We start from the raw sequence: 17,359 nt of genomic DNA, 5'->3' as shown, positions 1-17,359 counted from the left end.
AGGCAGTCTTGAGGTAGACGTCGCCGTCGCGGACCTCTACGGGGTAGACCTTGATGGAGTAGGAGGGGTCGGAGACGCACTCACCGGTGGTCAGGTCGTAGACCTCCTTGTAGAGGGGGGAGGTGAGGGTGGGGTTGCCGTTCTTCTCGCCGACGATGCCGCGTGCGAGGACCAGTGCCTGGCTGTGCGGGTCGAGGTGGTCGCCGGCGAAGATGCCGTGCTTGGTCTTGTAGATGGCGTACTGGTAGCCGTCGACCAGGGCGACTTCACCCCAGTTTTCTTCGAGGTCAGATTCAGCGCAGATGCGTACCCAGTTCTCAGCCATGGGAGTTTCCTTTCGAAGTGGTGGTCTGCGCCGCGCGGGGTGCAGGACACAATAGCGGTTCGTGTGTTCTTTGTTTGGAGTTTACCTTATGAAACCCACATTTGGAAATGGGGCGCGCGGAGGGTGCTAAAGGTTATTTTTACCCTAAAAGATGATCTCAAATTTCATAGATTAGCCTTACCTAAATTAGGTTTAGATAAGGTAAGAATACCCTATTCCAGCCCGGTATTCCGCGGATTTTTTGGAAAATTTTCCCAAAAAATACGGATTTTCGATACTTCGACCCCGCGCTAGAGTGTACGATAAAAGTCGTAGTTTAAAACGCCTTTTGACTGCCTGAAGAAAACAACATAATCCCACACAAAAATGTTTCGTAATTTTCAGATGCATTCTAAAGAAGCGGGCGCTCCAACTACTCGGTACGCATCAGGTACGAGCCCAACGGTACGGAAACTAGGAGTTCCAATACCGGGCACGATCCAGCCGCACACTGAGGGTAGATAAGTGCCATGAACTACCTGCATTACAACTAGGAAGGAAAATCCATGTCGCACACCCCCCGCAACATTCTCGTTGTCGGCGCAGGCCCCGCTGCGTGGCGTTTTGTACGCGCGTACCACGAAGGCGCTGAAGCTGCCGGTCGCGCAGCGGACACCATCACCGTCCTCAACGATGAGCCCTACATCCCCTACGACCGCGTTGCTATCGAGAAGATTTTCAAGGACACCGAGAAGGACCTGACCCTCGGTGACCCCGAACTGTGGAATGCAGAGAACATCAACCTGGTCAACAACTGCCACGCAGAGAAGCTTGACCGCACCCGCCGCGTCGTCACCGACACCGAGGGCAACGAGTACCCCTACGACGTGCTGGTCTTCGCGACCGGTTCCCGCGCGGTTCGTATCCCCATTCTTAACTCGGACGCCGCACACGTCTTCCGCACCATTGACGACGTGAAGAACATGGTCTCCGAGGTCAACCGTCTGCAGTCCACCCTGGGCCGCGCACCCCGCGGTATCGTCGTCGGTGGCGGTCTGCTCGGCCTCGAAGCAGCTGAGGGTCTGAAGGACCTGGGCGCAGAGCCCACCATTCTGGATGTGGCTCCCTGGCTGCTTTCCGTTGAGGTTGACCAGGGTGGCGGTTACGCCGTGAACGCCCAGATTAAGGCAACTGGCATTGAGATTGAGACCGGCGTGTACATCTCCGGCATCAACAAGGATGCTGACGGCAACGTCGTCTCCGTCTCCATCGCAGATTCTCCCTCCGAGGATGCAGAAATCCGCACCCTGCCCGCCGACATGGTGGTCTTCGGTGCCGGTATTCGCCCCAACGACGAGCTGGCACGCGACGCCGACCTGGCACTGGGCGAGCGCGGCGGTATTCTCGTCAACGACGCATGCCACTCCTCCGACGAGCACATTTGGGCTATCGGTGAGGTCGCCTGCGTACTGGGCCGCACCTGGGGTCTGGTCGCACCGGCTAACGCTATGGCTGACGCTGTTGCAGCTAACCTGCTCAACGACAACGAAGAAGCTCAGGTTGAAGAGTTCGACATCGCAACCAAGCTGAAGTTCTCTGGCGTTCAGGTCGCTGGCTTCGGTGACCGCCGCGGCACCACCGAGGGTTGCCTCGAGGTTCTGTTCGCAGACCCCGCACGCGGCATGTACCAGAAGATCGTGACCAGCGGCGACGCAAAGACCCTGCTCGGTGGCGTGTTCGTCGGTGACACCGCTCCCTTCGACTCCCTCAAGCCCCTGCTTGGCCGCGAGCTGCCCGCTGAGCCGAACGTTTACCTGACCGCAGCTGGCGGCGGCGACGGCATCCCCGACACCGAACTGCCCGACGACGCAATCCTGTGTTCCTGCAACAACATCAGCTTCGGTGCTGTCCGCGAGGCAATCGTTGACGGCAACCACGATGTTGCGTCCCTGAAGTCCTGCACCACCGCGGGTACCCAGTGTGGTTCCTGTGTTCCGATGCTGCAGAAGACTTTGGAACAGCAGATGAAGAAGATGGGTCTGACCGTCTCCAAGGCACTGTGTGAGCACTTCGACTTCTCCCGTGCTGAGCTGGCTGAGGCTGTGCGCCTGACCAGCCTGGACGACTTCGACTCCGTGCTGGCACGCTTCGGTCGCGGTGGCGACGGCTGTGCTATCTGTAAGCCGACCGTTGCGTCGATTCTCTCCTCCTTCCGCAACTCCTACGTCCTGGACGCAGGCCGCGGTGGTATTCAGGAGACCAACGACCGTGCGCTGGCGAACATGCAGAAGAACGGTACCTACTCCGTCGTTCCGCGTATTCCCGCAGGTGAGATTCCCGCTAAGAAGCTGGGCGTCATCGCAGAGGTCGCTGAAGAGTTCGGTCTGTACGTGAAGATCACCGGTGCACAGCGTATCGGTATGTTCGGTGCTCGCCTGGAGCAGCTGCCCTACATTTGGGAGCGCCTGGTGGACGCTGGCTTCGAGTCCGGTCAGGCATACGGTAAGTCCCTGCGTAACGTGAAGTCCTGCATGGGTTCGACCTGGTGCCGCTTCGGTGTTCAGGACTCTACCGGCATGGCAGTCCAGCTGGAGAACCGTTACCGCGGTCTGCGTTCCCCGCACAAGTTCAAGTTCGGTGTTTCCGGTTGTAACCGTGAATGTGCTGAGGCACAGGGCAAGGACGTTGGTCTGATTGCAACCACCAACGGCTGGAACCTGTACCTGGGTGGTAACGGTGGTGCAAACCCCGCTCACGGTCGCCTCTTCGTCAAGGACGCCTCCAGCGAGGACATCATCCGCTACATCGACCGCTACCTGATGTACTACATCCGTACCGCAGACAAGCTGCAGCGTACCGCTCGCTGGCTCGAGGATCTGGATGAGGAGCACGGCGACGGTCTGGCACACCTGCAGTCCGTCCTCATTGAGGACTCCCTGGGCGTGTGTGAGGACCTGGAGCGCGACATGCAGCGTCACGTTGACTCCTACGAGGACGAATGGGCAGCAACCCTGCGCGACGAGCGCCGCCTGCGCCGCTTCCGTGCCTTCATCAACGAGCCCAACGGCAGCGACGAGGGTTCGCACCTGTACGTGCTGGAGCGCGAGCAGATTCGCCCCGCAACCCCCGAGGAAATTGCGGCGGCAGAAGCTGGCGAGTCCAACACCGTCCTGCTGACCGGTGCCAAGATTCCCGTGGGCAAGCCCAGTGACCTCAACCCGGTCCCGGCAGCGTAGTATGTGCCCGAAGATTCCTCCGTTCCCGCCCCGCGAGTTCGCCACTATTGACGAGGTGCTCGCGGGCGGGGCGCCCGGGCACACCCTGGACGATAGCGTGACGGAACGCGGCATTCTTCTGCCCGGCGAGCCTGCTGAGAACCCCGGCAAGGTCTACATTGTGGGTGGTGGCCCCGGTGCCGCCGACCTGCTGACCCTGCGTGCGGCACGTGCCCTGAGTGAGGCGGACGTGGTCCTTCTGGATCACCTCGCCCCGCAGGAGTACGGCGAGTACGCACCGAACGCCCTCATTGTTGATGTAGGCAAGGTTCCCGGTAAGCACGCTGTTCCGCAGTCCCGCATTCAGCAGCTCATGATTGATTACGCGCTTTCGGGTAAGACCGTGGTGCGTTTGAAGGGTGGCGACCCGTACGTGTACGGTCGCGGCGCTGAAGAGCTGGATGCGTGCATCGCCGCAGGCCTGGAGGCTGAGGTTATCCCCGGCATTACCAGCGCCATTGCGGTTCCTGCGCGTGCGGCGATTCCGGTGACCCTGCGTAAGGTGTCCTCGATTTTCACCGTCATTTCTGGTCACTCCGGCCTGTCGGAAACCGAAGTGTCGGCGGTTGAGGCGACCCTGCGCGCCCAGGGTACCGTGGTGCTGCTGATGGGTGTTCGTACCCTGCCCGATACGGTGGCGTCTCTGCTCTCTCGTGGGATTGAGGCTGACACGCCGCTGGCAACCATTGAGAACGGTTTCTCTGAGAAGGAGCGCGTGACTGTCACGACCCTTGAGAACGCTCAGGCGGATTGCGCATCGGTCAAGGCGCCGGCTATTACCGTCATCGGTGAGGTCGTGCATTATGCTCGCGATGATCAGAACCGCTTTGTGAGCGAGGTTCACGAGCGTCTGCGTGAGCGTTCCACCTCCTAGAGGCGGTGCGCCAGATAGTATTGCGCAGCCCCGCATCCTTGGTTTTCCTAGTTGCCGAGGAGCGGGGCTGTTGCTGTACCGGGTTATATTGCTGCGCCGGGTCATATTGCCGCGCCGGAATGCCGCGGCACAAAAACATACGAAAGCGGGGCGGGTATCAGTTGATACCCGCCCCGCTTTCATCAGGGGTGCTGCGCTCAAATCCTAATCTTGGAGCTTAGAATCTCAGTGCCTAGATCTTGAAATCGCTGCTGCTACCGGAACTAGAGCCACCGGAGCTGCCGGAGCCGCCACCGCTGGACTTGCCTGCCGAAGCCGATGAGGAGGGACCCTCAAAGACCTTGCGGAATTGGTCGCTGTACTGGGACACGAAGTACTCGCGGCTGGTCACGCGCCACTTGCCCTCGGCGTACACCACATAGATAACGACATCCAGGGTGCTTGCCTTCTGAACCTCACCGGTGCCCTTCTGGTAGATGGTGTATTCCTTGACCACATCCCGGCAGGGGAACGCCACAACAGCCAAATCGGAAGAGGCAAGAGCCTTCGCCTCGAGATCGTCACGGATGCTCAGCTTGCTCTCGTAGTCCTTAGTCCAACCGCCCGCAGCGTAGAGCTTAGCAATAGCCTTCAGATTGTTGACCAGACCGCTGTCAGCGCCGTGGACCAGACCCTTGAGGTACTGCAGATCGCCGCTGTACATCGCGGCAATGTACGCGCTCTGGTAAGCGGCCAGGGTCTTGTAGGCGCCCTCGAGACTGACGGTACGCTGAGCCACCGTATCAATGACCGGAATCGGAACGTTCTTCGCGGGGGAGGTGTCGGTCGGCTCAACATAGTGCGCAATGGCGGGCTTGTACTCGTACTTGACGTCGCCAATGTACTTCTTATAGTCCTTCAAGAACTCGTCGGACGGAATAATCTTCGCGCTACTACGGCTTGACGAAGACGAAGACGAAGACGAAGCGGATGCCGAAGCCGAGGCAGACTCAGAAGGCGAAGCCGACGCAGACGCCGAGGGGGAGGCGGAGGCGCTCGGGGAACCGGAGAAAGTGTCGCCGGTACCGGTGGGGCGAATATCCTTGTTGAAAGCGCATCCGGCTAGAGCCAAAGCACCGGCGGTCAGACCGCCAAAGAGAACGGTGCGGCGGGTCAATCCGTTTCGGTCGTTAGCAGAGAAGCTGGCGTGTGCACTCGGCCGGAAGGACATGGTATCTCCTGAAAGTGGTTGATTGAGGTAGCTCGCTTCACAACGCTGTGATGCGTACGAAAGGATCCGCCTCATCGTTTTTTGTATGGTGCGCGGTACACAAGGGGTACCGGGATACGGGTGTGCCGGAGCGTGAACTGCGGCGATACGAAGTATCCACTTCTTACTATAGAAGACTGGTTTTAAAACTTCGTCAAAAAACCCTGGACATTGTCTTTAAGGCACAATAACCCAAAGTCGGTGAGGTGCAGGGGGACTGTGCCTCAACGACTTTGGGCTAGTGCGTATGAAATTGATGAAACGGGGCTAGTTTAGACCTTGCCGGATTTAGACCTTGCCGGATTTAGACCTTAGTGGAGCCGCGGCCCGAAGAACCGCTAGAACCGGCAGAACTGGAACCTCCGGAGCCAGAAGAAGCGGAAGAGCTCTTGCCGCCATTCAGACGCTCGTTCAGATAATCGTTGCCGATTCGCCACCACTTACCCTCGGTGTAGAGCATCACGTGCGGAATAGCCACCTGAGTAATCGCCGGTATCTTGCGCTCGGTGCCGTCCGGCTGATGGATGGCGGTGGCAGAATACTTGGCGTCCATCATGATTTCTACGTAGCCGTCACCGTTCTTCAGGGCGGTTCTAGGCTCCGTATTCCGCATGGAAATGCTGCACGTGAAGTCCATGTACCAGCCGTTCTGCTCATACAGTTCCTTGACTGCTTTAACCTCGTCGATGGCGCTCTTGTCTGCCGGGTAGGTCAGCTCAATCGCCTGATCTGCATAGTGGCCATCCTTGAGCGCGGTGATTTGAGCACTGTAGTAGGCACGCAACGTCTCGTAGGCGCCCTGGAAGGTCGGTTCTTCACGGTGCGGAACGGTCTTGAGGGGCTTAGGTACGTTCTTCGCAGGGGAAGAATCCGTTGCGGGCTGGTACTCGCCCATGTATTCGCCGGTCAGCTTCAGAGGGCCGGGGTACTTTTCCCAACCCTCAACGAGTGCGTCCTCAGATACGGGTACGCGTGCCGCGCTGGACGAGCTGCTCTTAGCGCTTGCTGATGCGGTCGCCGAAGCAGACTGTGAAGCAGACTGTGAAGCAGACGGCGAACTAGACGCAGAAGCGGTCGCGCTCGCGGACGGGGTGGGGGAGCCTACCTTAGCTTTTGCTTCTTCGCTCAGCGGGCGAATATCGGAGGCGCAACCGGCCATGAGGGAAACCGCGCCACCGAGCAGCAGGGTACGGCGGCTCATAAGGCGGGAAACGGCGGAACGGGTGCTCGAAGAGGGTGAGAGCATCGGTGAACTCCTTGAATTATGCCGAGGCGGGCTCGGGGCACCCGGCGGCGGGCGCGTGGTTGTATGGCGTGTTGGGTGAGGTCGTGAAAGGGGGTAAAACTTCGGGCAAATGCCACGGTTTCAGCCCACGTCCGGAAGTGACCTCGGGTGCGTACATGTTGCTGGTGGAGCGAACGGATACGCGGTGAACTCATCGTTGAGACTGCTATATTCACACCCCGGTGAGAGGGTAAGTAATACTATCGAATCATCATTGATGTGTTGCACGATTCATTTTAGACTATTTTGAGCTCAAAATACACGAAAATACACCTTAGTAATCTCTGTGAGCCTATAGATCACTCAAGATATCAATCACTGTAAAGTATTGCGACCATGCTCTGTTGATGGGGAGCTATTTGATGGAGGCGGCTGATTGGTGAGGAGGTGTGCGCATATTCGATTAAGTGATTTCAGTCATATTTATGACCTAAAAAATGAAAGAGCCTCGTCCTTGCGTTCGCAAAAGATAGGGGAGGGGAGAGGGGCTGGCTCAACCTTCTGAATGCGAGGAGGCCTTCAGTAGTTCGGGAGAAATACTCGATTCAACAAGGGGGAATCTGCCTGAAACCCCTGAAATATGCACTCTATTCACCCGCTATGCATTGCTGAATCATTCAGAAAAACCGGTTCCCACACGGGATACTGAGGGGACAAAAACTTGCAGGGGTGAATATCTAGTGGAATTACATCGGTGTTCACCCCATATCTTGTGGTTGCACTGACTGCAATCCCTCAGGTTCCCTCGAAAAAATCGAAACCCACTTAAAGCAACACGCAAGGAATGAAAAAACATACATCCTTAAACACGCCCGAGTGCGGGGTGTGGTGGGACCCCTTAAGCCCCCTACTCGCTCTAGATATCGCCGAACGAAGAACCATTCTGTTTTACGCCTCCAGCATCGGCACATCTGAAAAGTGCTGTTCAAACCCACACCCTGCGGGGTTGCATACAGACACAAAAGCCACATAAACTATTAGTGTTTGCAACGACCCGGCCATCACCGGCGAGCAATTCGGAAGAACGGACCGCACCTGCGGGCACCCGCCAATCGCTGCGGCGAGGGTGTCTTAGCGGAAGAGATGTAGTCCCAGTAGAACCGGACGGTTAAGCCCGATATAGCTGTAATAAGCGACTGATACCCGCCCAACGCGCCGCTCTTCCGGTGGCTAGGTATCGCGGACACGCGACGCCAGGTAGCCCCGGGAGGGTTCGGTGCGTTGAGCTGTTAAATCAGTAAGCAAGGTGGTACCGCGCCGCATCCCGACCCCCGGCACAGCCCGGATACGTCAGCGATGCCCAGGCGTCCTTGCACCCGTCATGTCAATCCTCACCCGCTGAAACGGTGCGGACGACGAGTGCTACGTACCCTGTCGCCCCAACCTCTCAGCGTTGAGAACAACAGATAAGGGCGCACAAACACATGTCCCATGTATACCCCAAGGCGAGCGCCTTCGAAGCCGCAGGAAGCGGCGTCACCGCATCGCCCAAGTTCCCCGCACTCGAAGAAGCAGTCCTCGACTACTGGAAGAAGGACAACACCTTCTCCGCATCCGTCGAGAACCGCCCCGCAGGCGAAAACGGCGAAAACGAATTCGTCTTCTACGACGGCCCTCCCTTCGCTAACGGTCTGCCCCACTACGGCCACCTGCTCACCGGCTACGCCAAGGACCTCGTCGCACGCTACCAGACCCAGCGCGGCCACAAGGTAGAACGCCGCTTCGGCTGGGACACCCACGGCCTGCCCGCAGAACTCGAGGCAATGAAGCAGCTCGGCATGACCGACAAGCGCGAAATCCTCGAAATGGGCATCGACAACTTCAACGACGCTGCCCGCGCATCCGTGCTCAAGTACACCAACGAGTGGGAAAAGTACGTCACCCGCCAGGCGCGCTGGGTCGACTTCGAAAACGACTACAAGACCCTGAACGTCGAGTACATGGAGTCCGTCATCTGGGCGTTCAAGCGCCTCTACGACAAGGGCCTGACCTACCAGGGCTTCCGCGTGCTGCCCTACTGCTGGAAGGACGAGACCCCCCTCTCCAACCACGAGTTGCGCATGGACGACGACGTGTACAAGGACCGCCAGGACCAGACCGTCACCGTCGCATTCCGCCTCACCGCAGACACCGCCCTCGGCGCTGACGAGAAGGTCGCCGCAGAACTCGACGGCGTCGAAGCACTCGCATGGACCACCACCCCCTGGACCCTGCCCACCAACCAGGCGCTCGCCGTCGGACCTGAGATTGAATACTCCGTCGTACCCGGCGCAGGCAAGTTCGAGGGCCGCTCCTTCCTGATTGCCTCCGACCTGCTCGGCTCCTACGCCAAGGACCTCGGCTACGAAGGCGACCAGCCCGAAAAGGACGCAGACGCAGCCGTCACCGCACGCTACACCGGCTCCCAGCTCGAGCACGTGCGCTACACCCCGCTCTGGGACTACTTCGCAGACACCGAAAAGTGGGGCACCGAAACCTCCTGGCAGATCCTCGTCGCCGACTACGTCACCACCGGTGACGGTACCGGCATCGTCCACCAGGCACCCGCCTACGGTGAAGACGACCAGAAGGTCTGTGAAGGCTACGGCATCCCCGTGATCCTCTCCCTCGACGAAGGCGCAAAGTTCCTGAACCTCTTCGCCGAGCCCACCGCCTCCGGCTCCACCGCCCTGGCTGAGATTGCAGGCGTGCAGGCATTCGACGCGAACCGCACCATCATCAACGCCCTCAAGGCAGACGATGTGCTGATCCGCGAGAAGTCCTACGTGCACTCCTACCCGCACTGCTGGCGTTGCCGCACCCCGCTCATCTACCGTGCAATCACCTCCTGGTACGTGAAGGTCACCGACTTCAAGGACCGCATGTACGAGCTGAACAAGCAGATTAACTGGATCCCGGAAAACGTGAAGTACGGCCAGTTCGGCAAGTGGGTTGAGAACGCACGCGACTGGTCCATCTCCCGTAACCGCTTCTGGGGCTCCCCGATCCCCGTGTGGGTTTCGGATGACCCGAACTACCCGCGCATGGACGTGTACGGCTCCCTCGAAGAGCTCAAGGCAGACTTCGGCCGCCTGCCCCTGAACAAGGACGGCGAACCCGACCTGCACCGCCCGTACATTGACGAGCTGACCCGCCCGAACCCGGACGACCCGACCGGCAAGTCCACCATGCGCCGCGTGGAAGACGTGCTCGACGTCTGGTTCGACTCCGGCTCCATGCCCTACGCGCAGGTGCACTACCCCTTCGAGAACCAGGAATGGTTCGAGAACCACTACCCGGCAGACTTCATCGTCGAGTACATCGGTCAGACCCGCGGCTGGTTCTACGTGCTGCACGTACTGGCGACCGCGCTCTTCGACCGCCCCGCGTTCAAGAACGTCATCAGCCACGGTATTGTGCTCGGCTCGGACGGTCAGAAGATGTCCAAGTCCCTGCGTAACTACCCGGACGTCTCCGAGGTCCTCGACCGTGACGGCTCCGACGCGATGCGCTGGTTCCTGATGTCCTCCCCGATCCTGCGCGGCGGCAACCTGATCGTGACCGAGCAGGGCATCCGCGAGGGTGTTCGCCAGGTCATGCTGCCGCTGTGGAACGTCTACCACTTCTTCGCCCTGTACGCTAACGCCGCTAACAACGGCGAAGGCTACAGCGCAAAGCTCAAGTACGACTCGCAGCACGTGATGGACCGCTTCATCCTCGGCAAGACCCGCGAACTCATCGAGCAGGTCACCGCAGCGATGGACTCCTACGACATCTGGAACGCCTGCGAATCCCTGCGCCAGTACGCCGACGCACTGACCAACTGGTACGTGCGCCGCTCCCGCGAGCGCTTCTTCAACGAAGATACCGACGCATTCGACACCCTCTACACCGCACTGGTGACCGTGTCGAAGGTCGCCGCGTCCCTGCTGCCGCTCAGCAGCGAGGAAATCTACCGCGGCCTCACCGGTGAACGCTCCGTGCACCTGGCTGACTGGCCCGAGGCATCCGCTTTCGCTGATGAGTCTGACCTGCTGGCTCTCATGCAGACCGTGCGTGAGGTCTGCTCCGCCGGCTCGGCACTGCGCAAGGAAAAGAAGATCCGCGTGCGCCAGCCGCTGCAGAAGATGACCGTGGCGATCGCACCCGAGCAGTTCGCTGCCCTGGGTACCGCTTTCGGTGAGAAGGGTGCGGAGTACTTCGCGAACATCGTTGAGGACGAGCTGAACCTGCGCCAGGTGGAGCTGGTCAGCGCCGACACTGTCGACCCCGCCGACTACGGCATCTCCCAGCAGCTGAAGGTCAACGCACGTGCGGCAGGTCCGCGCCTGGGCAAGCAGGTGCAGGTTGCCATTAAGGCATCCAAGTCCGGTGACTGGACCGTGACCGAGGACGGTACCGTCCTGGTCGGCGTGGCAGCTCTGGACGGCGGCCTGGCTCTGGAAGAGGGCGAATACGAGCTGGCAACCGTGGTTGCCGCTGACGCTGAGGGTGCTGAGCACACTGCGGCTGCGGTTCTGCCCGGCGGCTTCCTGGTCCTCAACATTGAGCTGACCGATGAGCTGGTTGCTGAGGGTATCGCCCGCGACACCATCCGCGCTATTCAGCAGGCACGTAAGGACGCCGACCTGAACGTTGCGGACCGCATCAACCTGAGCATCGCGGCACCGGAGGAAACTCTGGCCGCTCTGCGCGCCAACGAAGCACTGGTGACCAGTGAAACCCTCGCCGTGTCCCTGCTGCTGAGCGAAGCAGCCGAGCTGAGCATTAGCGTAGCCAAGGCATAAAACGCCTGAACCGTACGGCCGTCCCGCCCCCTTGATTGGGCGGGGCGGCCCGTCGTCTATCCCGCCGCACGGTTATCCTGCCGCACGGTGGGCCCCTGCCGGCACCGGCCGGCTATCCCAGTGAGGAGAACAATGAGCGAGAAGAATTACCCCGCAATTCCCGACCCCGAGGGCGTGGAGCGGGTCTACGGTGAACTGCTGGCGCGAGCACCCGAAAACAAGATGGCGCCGCGCCTGGACGCTGTGGCGCGCGCCGTCGAAATCCTCGGCGACGTGCACCGTGCCGCGCCGGTCATCCACATCACCGGCACGAACGGCAAGACCAGCACCGCCCGCATGATTGAGGCGCTGCTGCTCGGCCACGACCTGCGTGTGGGCCGCTTTACCAGCCCGCACCTCGAAAGCGTTACCGAGCGTATCTGCATTAACGGCGCGCCCGTACCGGACGCCACCTTTGTGCGCATTTGGGAGGAAATTGCCCCCTACATGCAGATTGTGGACGCGGAGATGACCTCCCGCGGCGAGCCCGCCCTGACCTTCTTCGAGTCCGTTACCGTGCTCGCCTTCGCGATTTTCGCGGACGAGCCGGTGGACGTGGTGGTGCTCGAGGTCGGTATCGGCGGCACCTGGGACTCCACGAACGTTGCCGACGGCGTGGTTTCCGTGGTTACCCCGATCGGTCTGGACCACACCGACATGCTGGGCGAAACCCTCGCCGAGATTGCGACCGAAAAGTCTGGCATCATCAAGCCCGGCGGCTTCTTGATTTCTGCGGCGCAGGACCCGGAAGCGGCGGACGTACTGCTCGCCTCCGCCCGCGAGAAGGAAGCATCCTTCGCCTTCGAGGGCGTGGAGTTCGGCGTTGTCTCCCGTGAGCTTGCGGTCGGCGGTCAGCTGCTGACCCTGCGCGGCCTAGCGGGCGAGTACCCGGATGTGCCGCTGTCCCTGCACGGTGCACATCAGGCGCAGAACGCCGTGGTGGCTCTTGCCGCCGTGGAGGCGTTCTTCGGCGGTCAGCGTCAGCTACCCGAGGACGTGGTGCGTACCGCCTTTGAGACGGTGCGCTCGCCGGGCCGTCTGGAGGTTGTGCGCACCGAGCCGCTGACCATCCTGGATGCGGGCCACAACCCGCACGGTGTGCGTGCTTCCGCGGCTGCGCTGACTGAGGCGTTCAAGCTGTCCCACCTGCACGCCGTGGTCGGTATTTTGGGTGAGAAGGATGCTCTGGGCATGTTTGAGACCATGCGCGAAGAGTACGTTGACGCTTCTGACGGTACCTTCCGCCTGTACTTGGCGGCGTCGGATTCGCCGCGTGCGATTGCGCCGGAGCGTCTGCACGAGCTGGCGCTGGACGCGGGCCTGGACGAAGACTCGATCGAGGTGTTTGAGCACCTGGACGAGGCGATTGCCACCGCCATGGAGAACGCCCTCTTTGAGCAGGAGTCGGCGGGTGTGCTGATTACCGGTTCGATTACGGTCATTGGTGAGGCACGTACCCTGCTGGCGGCGCATGAGCAGGCGAAGACCCCCGGCGCTGAGGCTGAGGAGCTGCCGGATGAGCTGGGCGCCGAGGGTGCTTATGCGGGTTCTGCGGGCGCGGCGTCGGCTTCGACTCTGGCTGCCGCGGCGGCTGCGGCTGCCTCTGCTGAGCCGGATGAGCTGCTGGACGGCATCATGGCTGAGCTGGGTGGCGAGTCTGCGGCGGGTTCTTCGCTGGAGGATTCGCTGGGTCTGCCGCTGGGCGATTCGTACACCGATGATTTCTTCGGTGACGATGATTCTGAGGACGATGCGGATCACTAAAGCGACCTGTTGAGGTTGCAGACATGAGGCGGGGTGCCGTCCTCCGGCTAGTATTTCTGGTATTTACTGGCTGGGGGAGTGGCACCCCGTTTTTTCGTGCCCCCGCTTTTTATGCCTTTGCCCTCATACTCCCACTCGAACGCATGATTTCTCACGTGTTCCCATAGGCTCTCACCTAACCCCAATCGCCCGAATTTGACCGGCATCATCCGCCCTCACCCACCCAAAAAATCGAAAAGAACGAAAATTTGTGGGCACCGGGGTGCAAAACCGGGCACGCCTTGGCGTCACGGTGCTATATTCGCTGAGGCGCCGGCCCCAACGCCTGAGGCCGCACCAACACACCCGCACACATACGCATACCAGCGACGGTATGCCACATAGTGAAAGGCACCCATTATGCCCGCACCCTTCACCGATTTGATTGGCACCGATTCGTTCACCGAGTCCCTACGTCAGGAGAACCTCGACACCTGGCTTTCCGCCACGAACCACCGCTTTGTTGCTGAGCTTTTTGACGGCTCAATCGCCCCGCAGGTCATGGCGGGGTACCTGGTGCAGGACTACCGCTTCCTCGATACCTTCCTCGCCCTGATTGGTGGCGCGATTGCTAACGCTGATACTCTCGCGGGTCGTCTGCGCTTGGCGCAGTTTGCCGGCGAGATTGCGGGCGATGAGAACACCTACTTCCTGCGTTGTTTTGAGACTCTGGGCGTGACTGAGCATCAGCGTGATTCCATGCCCGATACGGAGGCGACCACCGGCTTCAAGCGTCTCTTCCTCGACGCGGCGGCAAGCGGTAGCTACGCGGCGATCCTGTCGGTGCTGGTGGTTTGCGAGGGCCTGTACCTGGATTGGGCGTCGAAGGCTCCCGCCAAGCGTCCCGAATCGTTTGTGCACCACGAGTGGATTACCCTGCACGACTACCCGGAGTTCCGTGAGCTGGTTGATTTCCTGCGCCGCGAACTGGATCGTGTGGGCCCGTCGGATGCGCAGCGTGCCCGCGAGTTCTTTAGCCGCGCGGTGGAGCTGGAGCAGCTGTTCTTTGATGAGTCGTACACCCACCCGCTGCCCTAGGTAATACCGCCCTAAGTGATGCCCCGGATAAAGCCCTAGAAAATATCCCGTTGAAACCCTCGGAAGGTTCCGCCCGCCGCTGAATTGTGGGCGCCTTCCGGGGGTTTCGCGCGTTAAAGACACCCCAAAGACACCCCGAAAGCGCCCGGAATTAGCCCCGAAAGTGCCCCGAAAACGCACCCATCTGCGTAAAATAGCACGTCATAAAACGGAACATATAGGCTGATGGCGTGCCATTTGGCGGTGTGAGAGGCTAGGATAAATGGGGTACCGCTTCCGGGGTGCTGGCTATGCCGCGCCGGTACGTACCCGCTACTGCACGAGGTGAGGCGCACCCCTGAGGAACCTAACCGGTACCTCCTCAACCGTCCCCGGCGTCTGCCGCGTTGACGGTTGCACGCGCCCCTCAACGCACTGAGCTTAAGACGGTGCCGCTGCGCAAATATTCACTGCGCAGATATCCGCTACGCAAGTATCACCGTGAAACACTATCTGAAGGAGTCGTATGAGTACCGCCGCATCGAGTACTACCGAGCCCACCCACGCTGCAAAAGAAGCGCAGCACGGGCACGCGGGAACCCCGGGCAGCTACTCAGACCGACAGCTCGGATTCTGGCTGGTTGGCGCCGGCCTGATTGCACTCATTTCTTCAGCGATTCTGGTGTATGAGCGCCTGCAGATTTACATTGATGCCGGCCACTCCACGGTCTGCGATATCAACGCCCTGCTCAGCTGCGGCACGGTGATGCGCACCCCGCAGGCGGAAGCTTTCGGCTTCCCGAACCCGTTCATTGGTCTGGTGGGCTTCTCGATTGTGGTGACTATCGGTGCCGCAATCATGGCGGGCGCACAGTTTAAGAAGTGGTTCTGGGTGTGCATGAACATTGGGTTGGCTGCGGCGACCGCATTCATTATGTGGCTGTGGTACCAGACGACGTTCCAGATTAATGCCCTGTGCCTGTTCTGCATGATCGTGTGGGTTATGACCATCACGCTGTTTGTGAAGACTACGGTCCGCAATATTTCGGCGGGTGTTATTCCGGCGTCGCAGTCGATGCGTGAGAGCGCTCGCGGCTGGTCGTGGTTTGCGATTAGCCTGTGGCTGATCCTGATTTTCGGCATTATTGTGATCCGCTTCTTTGAGGTCATTGTGAATATGATGCGCTAAGCATTTGAGGGCTGATGCCCCGAACATTCAACGCCCCGGTACTTGTTGGTGCCGGGGCGTTGTTGCGTCTGCGGGTGGGTGAGGTTGCGCAGAATACACCGGGCTGATCGTGCCGGGTAGAATACGCCGGGCTGGGGCGCCGGGTAGCGGGGGAGGCGCCGGCGACCCGAGCCGTGAAGTCAGCGGGGAGGCGGCGCGGGTGCGTATAATGGTCAGGTATATTCTTGAGCGGCGTCAGCCGGAGCCGTCCGCGGGTTTTGCCTGCGGCGTTGACTGTCTGCCGTTCTGCTGGACACTAGATTCTTGATACCCCTTCGAGGAGAACCGTGAAGACTGCCGGAATTGCCGCAATGGGCGCTGCTGCTGTTATTTTTCTGACTGCCCTGCTGTTGCTGACTGCCGGTCACTTCTCGCTGCTGTGGGTGATTCTGCTGGTTGTTTCTCCGTTTGTTTTCATTCTGGGCGTTCCGTTTGCGACCGGTTCCGGTCCGGAGTACCTGCCGACCGACCCGAAGCTTGCTCAGCAGGCTCGTGAGGCGCGCGATGCGGAACTGGGTCTGGACTAGCCCCTCCTCTTGAGAACTTTTTGAAGCCGGGTGGTGCGTAGTGGCACGCCCGGCTTTGCTGTACCCGCAATGTGCCCGCCGCAGTGTGCTCGCGGTATTGTGCCCGCCGCAAGGTGTCCGAGGCAATGTGCCCGCGCATCCTGCCGGGAGGTGGAGCCCAGATAGGATGGGCGGGGTGGCTTAGAGGTACCCTCTACCGGGTATAATGGAACACGGTGTCTTGTGCGCCCCGCACGCGCATAAAGATCCCCACCAACGCATCGAGGGAGAGTACCCGAAGAGCGCCGGCTATAAGCCGCGGAGCATAACTGTCGCACCGCGCGGGCCGCCCGCCTCGGCGAAGAAACCCGAAGACCGGCAGGGCATCCAGGAAGGGTGTGAGCGTGCCGTGCTCGAGAGCGAGGTGGCTGTGACCGTCGCGGCGCGCTCTGCGTTCCGCCCGCTCGCCCCCTACGGCAGAAGCACTGAACGAGATAGTGCCCGGTAGCGCCAATGAACGCGCACCGTAGGGTGAGGCTTGAGCCGCGGTGACAGCAACTAGGCTTTGCGCTGTATGCGCGCTGTTAAAATCCTTGCGGTGCGGAGCAGGGTGTAACGAAAGAAGATTAATGTCTGACGAGAAGAACGTCGAACTTGGGGTTTTTGAGGCGCTGAACGCCCTCGCGGAGGAGAAGAACGCCTCTGCAGAGACCCGTGAAACTCTGCGTAAGAATGTTCGTGAGAGCTCTGACGCCCAGCAGGGTACTGAGCGTCGCCGTCCGGGCCGCCCGAAGAAGGAGAAGGCTCCTGAGGTTCCCCTGGATGAGGCGATTGCTGCTGGCCTGACCAACCTGCGTAACGCGAAGGCGAAGCACGCGCCGGCACCGAAGGTTGCCGCTCCCGCTGCGTCTGAGACTGAGGTTGCTTCTACTCTGGATAGCCTGTTTGCGGCTGCTGAGAAGAAGGCGGCTGAGCCTACTGTTGAGGAGAAGACCGCGAAGGTCGAGACCGTC

General features: G+C 60.3%; 10 protein-coding genes and 1 pseudogene. 8 read left to right on the top strand and 3 right to left on the bottom strand.

Annotation, left to right across the window (positions count from 1 at the left end; all coding sequences use genetic code 11):
- A partial coding sequence (nirD, locus tag ROTMU0001_RS07800) for a nitrite reductase small subunit NirD (protein ID WP_005509082.1) occupies positions 1–325 on the bottom strand: 325 nt, incomplete at its 3' end.
- Positions 326–870: 545 nt separating this feature from the next.
- Between nirD and nirB the strand changes: the two genes are divergently transcribed.
- Positions 871–3,540, top strand: a complete 2,670-nt coding sequence (nirB, locus tag ROTMU0001_RS07795) for a nitrite reductase large subunit NirB (RefSeq protein ID WP_005509080.1) — start codon at positions 871–873, stop codon at positions 3,538–3,540.
- Between the two features lies 1 nt (position 3,541).
- Positions 3,542–4,453: a uroporphyrinogen-III C-methyltransferase gene (gene cobA / locus ROTMU0001_RS07790; RefSeq protein ID WP_005509079.1), complete on the top strand. Its 912-nt coding sequence runs from the start codon at positions 3,542–3,544 to the stop codon at positions 4,451–4,453.
- 232 nt (positions 4,454–4,685) lie between these two features.
- Here the strand turns inward: cobA and ROTMU0001_RS07785 are convergent, their stop codons facing one another.
- Together ROTMU0001_RS07785 and ROTMU0001_RS07780 are read right to left on the bottom strand one after the other, a co-directional pair.
- The gene (locus ROTMU0001_RS07785) at positions 4,686–5,663 is read right to left on the bottom strand and encodes a DUF6318 family protein (RefSeq protein WP_005509078.1); all 978 of its coding nucleotides are present in this window, start codon (positions 5,661–5,663) and stop codon (positions 4,686–4,688) included.
- Between the two features lie 343 nt (positions 5,664–6,006).
- Complete coding sequence (locus ROTMU0001_RS07780) at positions 6,007–6,948, bottom strand: DUF6318 family protein (RefSeq protein ID WP_005509077.1); 942 nt, start codon at positions 6,946–6,948, stop codon at positions 6,007–6,009.
- A gap of 1,463 nt (positions 6,949–8,411) precedes the next feature.
- Here ROTMU0001_RS07780 and ileS point away from each other — a divergent pair.
- The 6 genes and pseudogenes from ileS to ROTMU0001_RS07745 form a co-directional block, all read left to right on the top strand.
- Positions 8,412–11,753: an isoleucine--tRNA ligase gene (gene ileS, locus ROTMU0001_RS07775; RefSeq protein ID WP_005509076.1), complete on the top strand. Its 3,342-nt coding sequence runs from the start codon at positions 8,412–8,414 to the stop codon at positions 11,751–11,753.
- A gap of 132 nt (positions 11,754–11,885) precedes the next feature.
- Positions 11,886–13,556 (top strand): bifunctional folylpolyglutamate synthase/dihydrofolate synthase, encoded by a 1,671-nt coding sequence (locus tag ROTMU0001_RS07770; RefSeq protein WP_005509075.1) that lies wholly within the window; start codon positions 11,886–11,888, stop codon positions 13,554–13,556.
- Positions 13,557–13,955: 399 nt separating this feature from the next.
- Positions 13,956–14,633, top strand: coding sequence for a TenA family protein (locus tag ROTMU0001_RS07765; protein WP_005509074.1), 678 nt, complete (start codon positions 13,956–13,958; stop codon positions 14,631–14,633).
- Positions 14,634–15,138: 505 nt separating this feature from the next.
- Positions 15,139–15,801: a vitamin K epoxide reductase family protein gene (locus tag ROTMU0001_RS07760; RefSeq protein WP_005509072.1), complete on the top strand. Its 663-nt coding sequence runs from the start codon at positions 15,139–15,141 to the stop codon at positions 15,799–15,801.
- 326 nt (positions 15,802–16,127) lie between these two features.
- On the top strand, positions 16,128–16,367 hold the full coding sequence (locus ROTMU0001_RS07755) for a hypothetical protein (protein WP_005505761.1): 240 nt from the start codon (positions 16,128–16,130) through the stop codon (positions 16,365–16,367).
- A 608-nt stretch (positions 16,368–16,975) separates the two neighbouring features.
- Positions 16,976–17,359: pseudogene (locus tag ROTMU0001_RS07745) on the top strand (Rne/Rng family ribonuclease); the annotation flags it as partial.

The sequence above is a fragment of the Rothia mucilaginosa ATCC 25296 genome (assembly GCF_000175615.1).
GTDB lineage: Bacteria > Actinomycetota > Actinomycetes > Actinomycetales > Micrococcaceae > Rothia > Rothia mucilaginosa.
The sequence above is the reverse complement of the archived record's forward strand: the minus strand, read 5'-3'. Positions and strand labels throughout refer to the sequence as shown.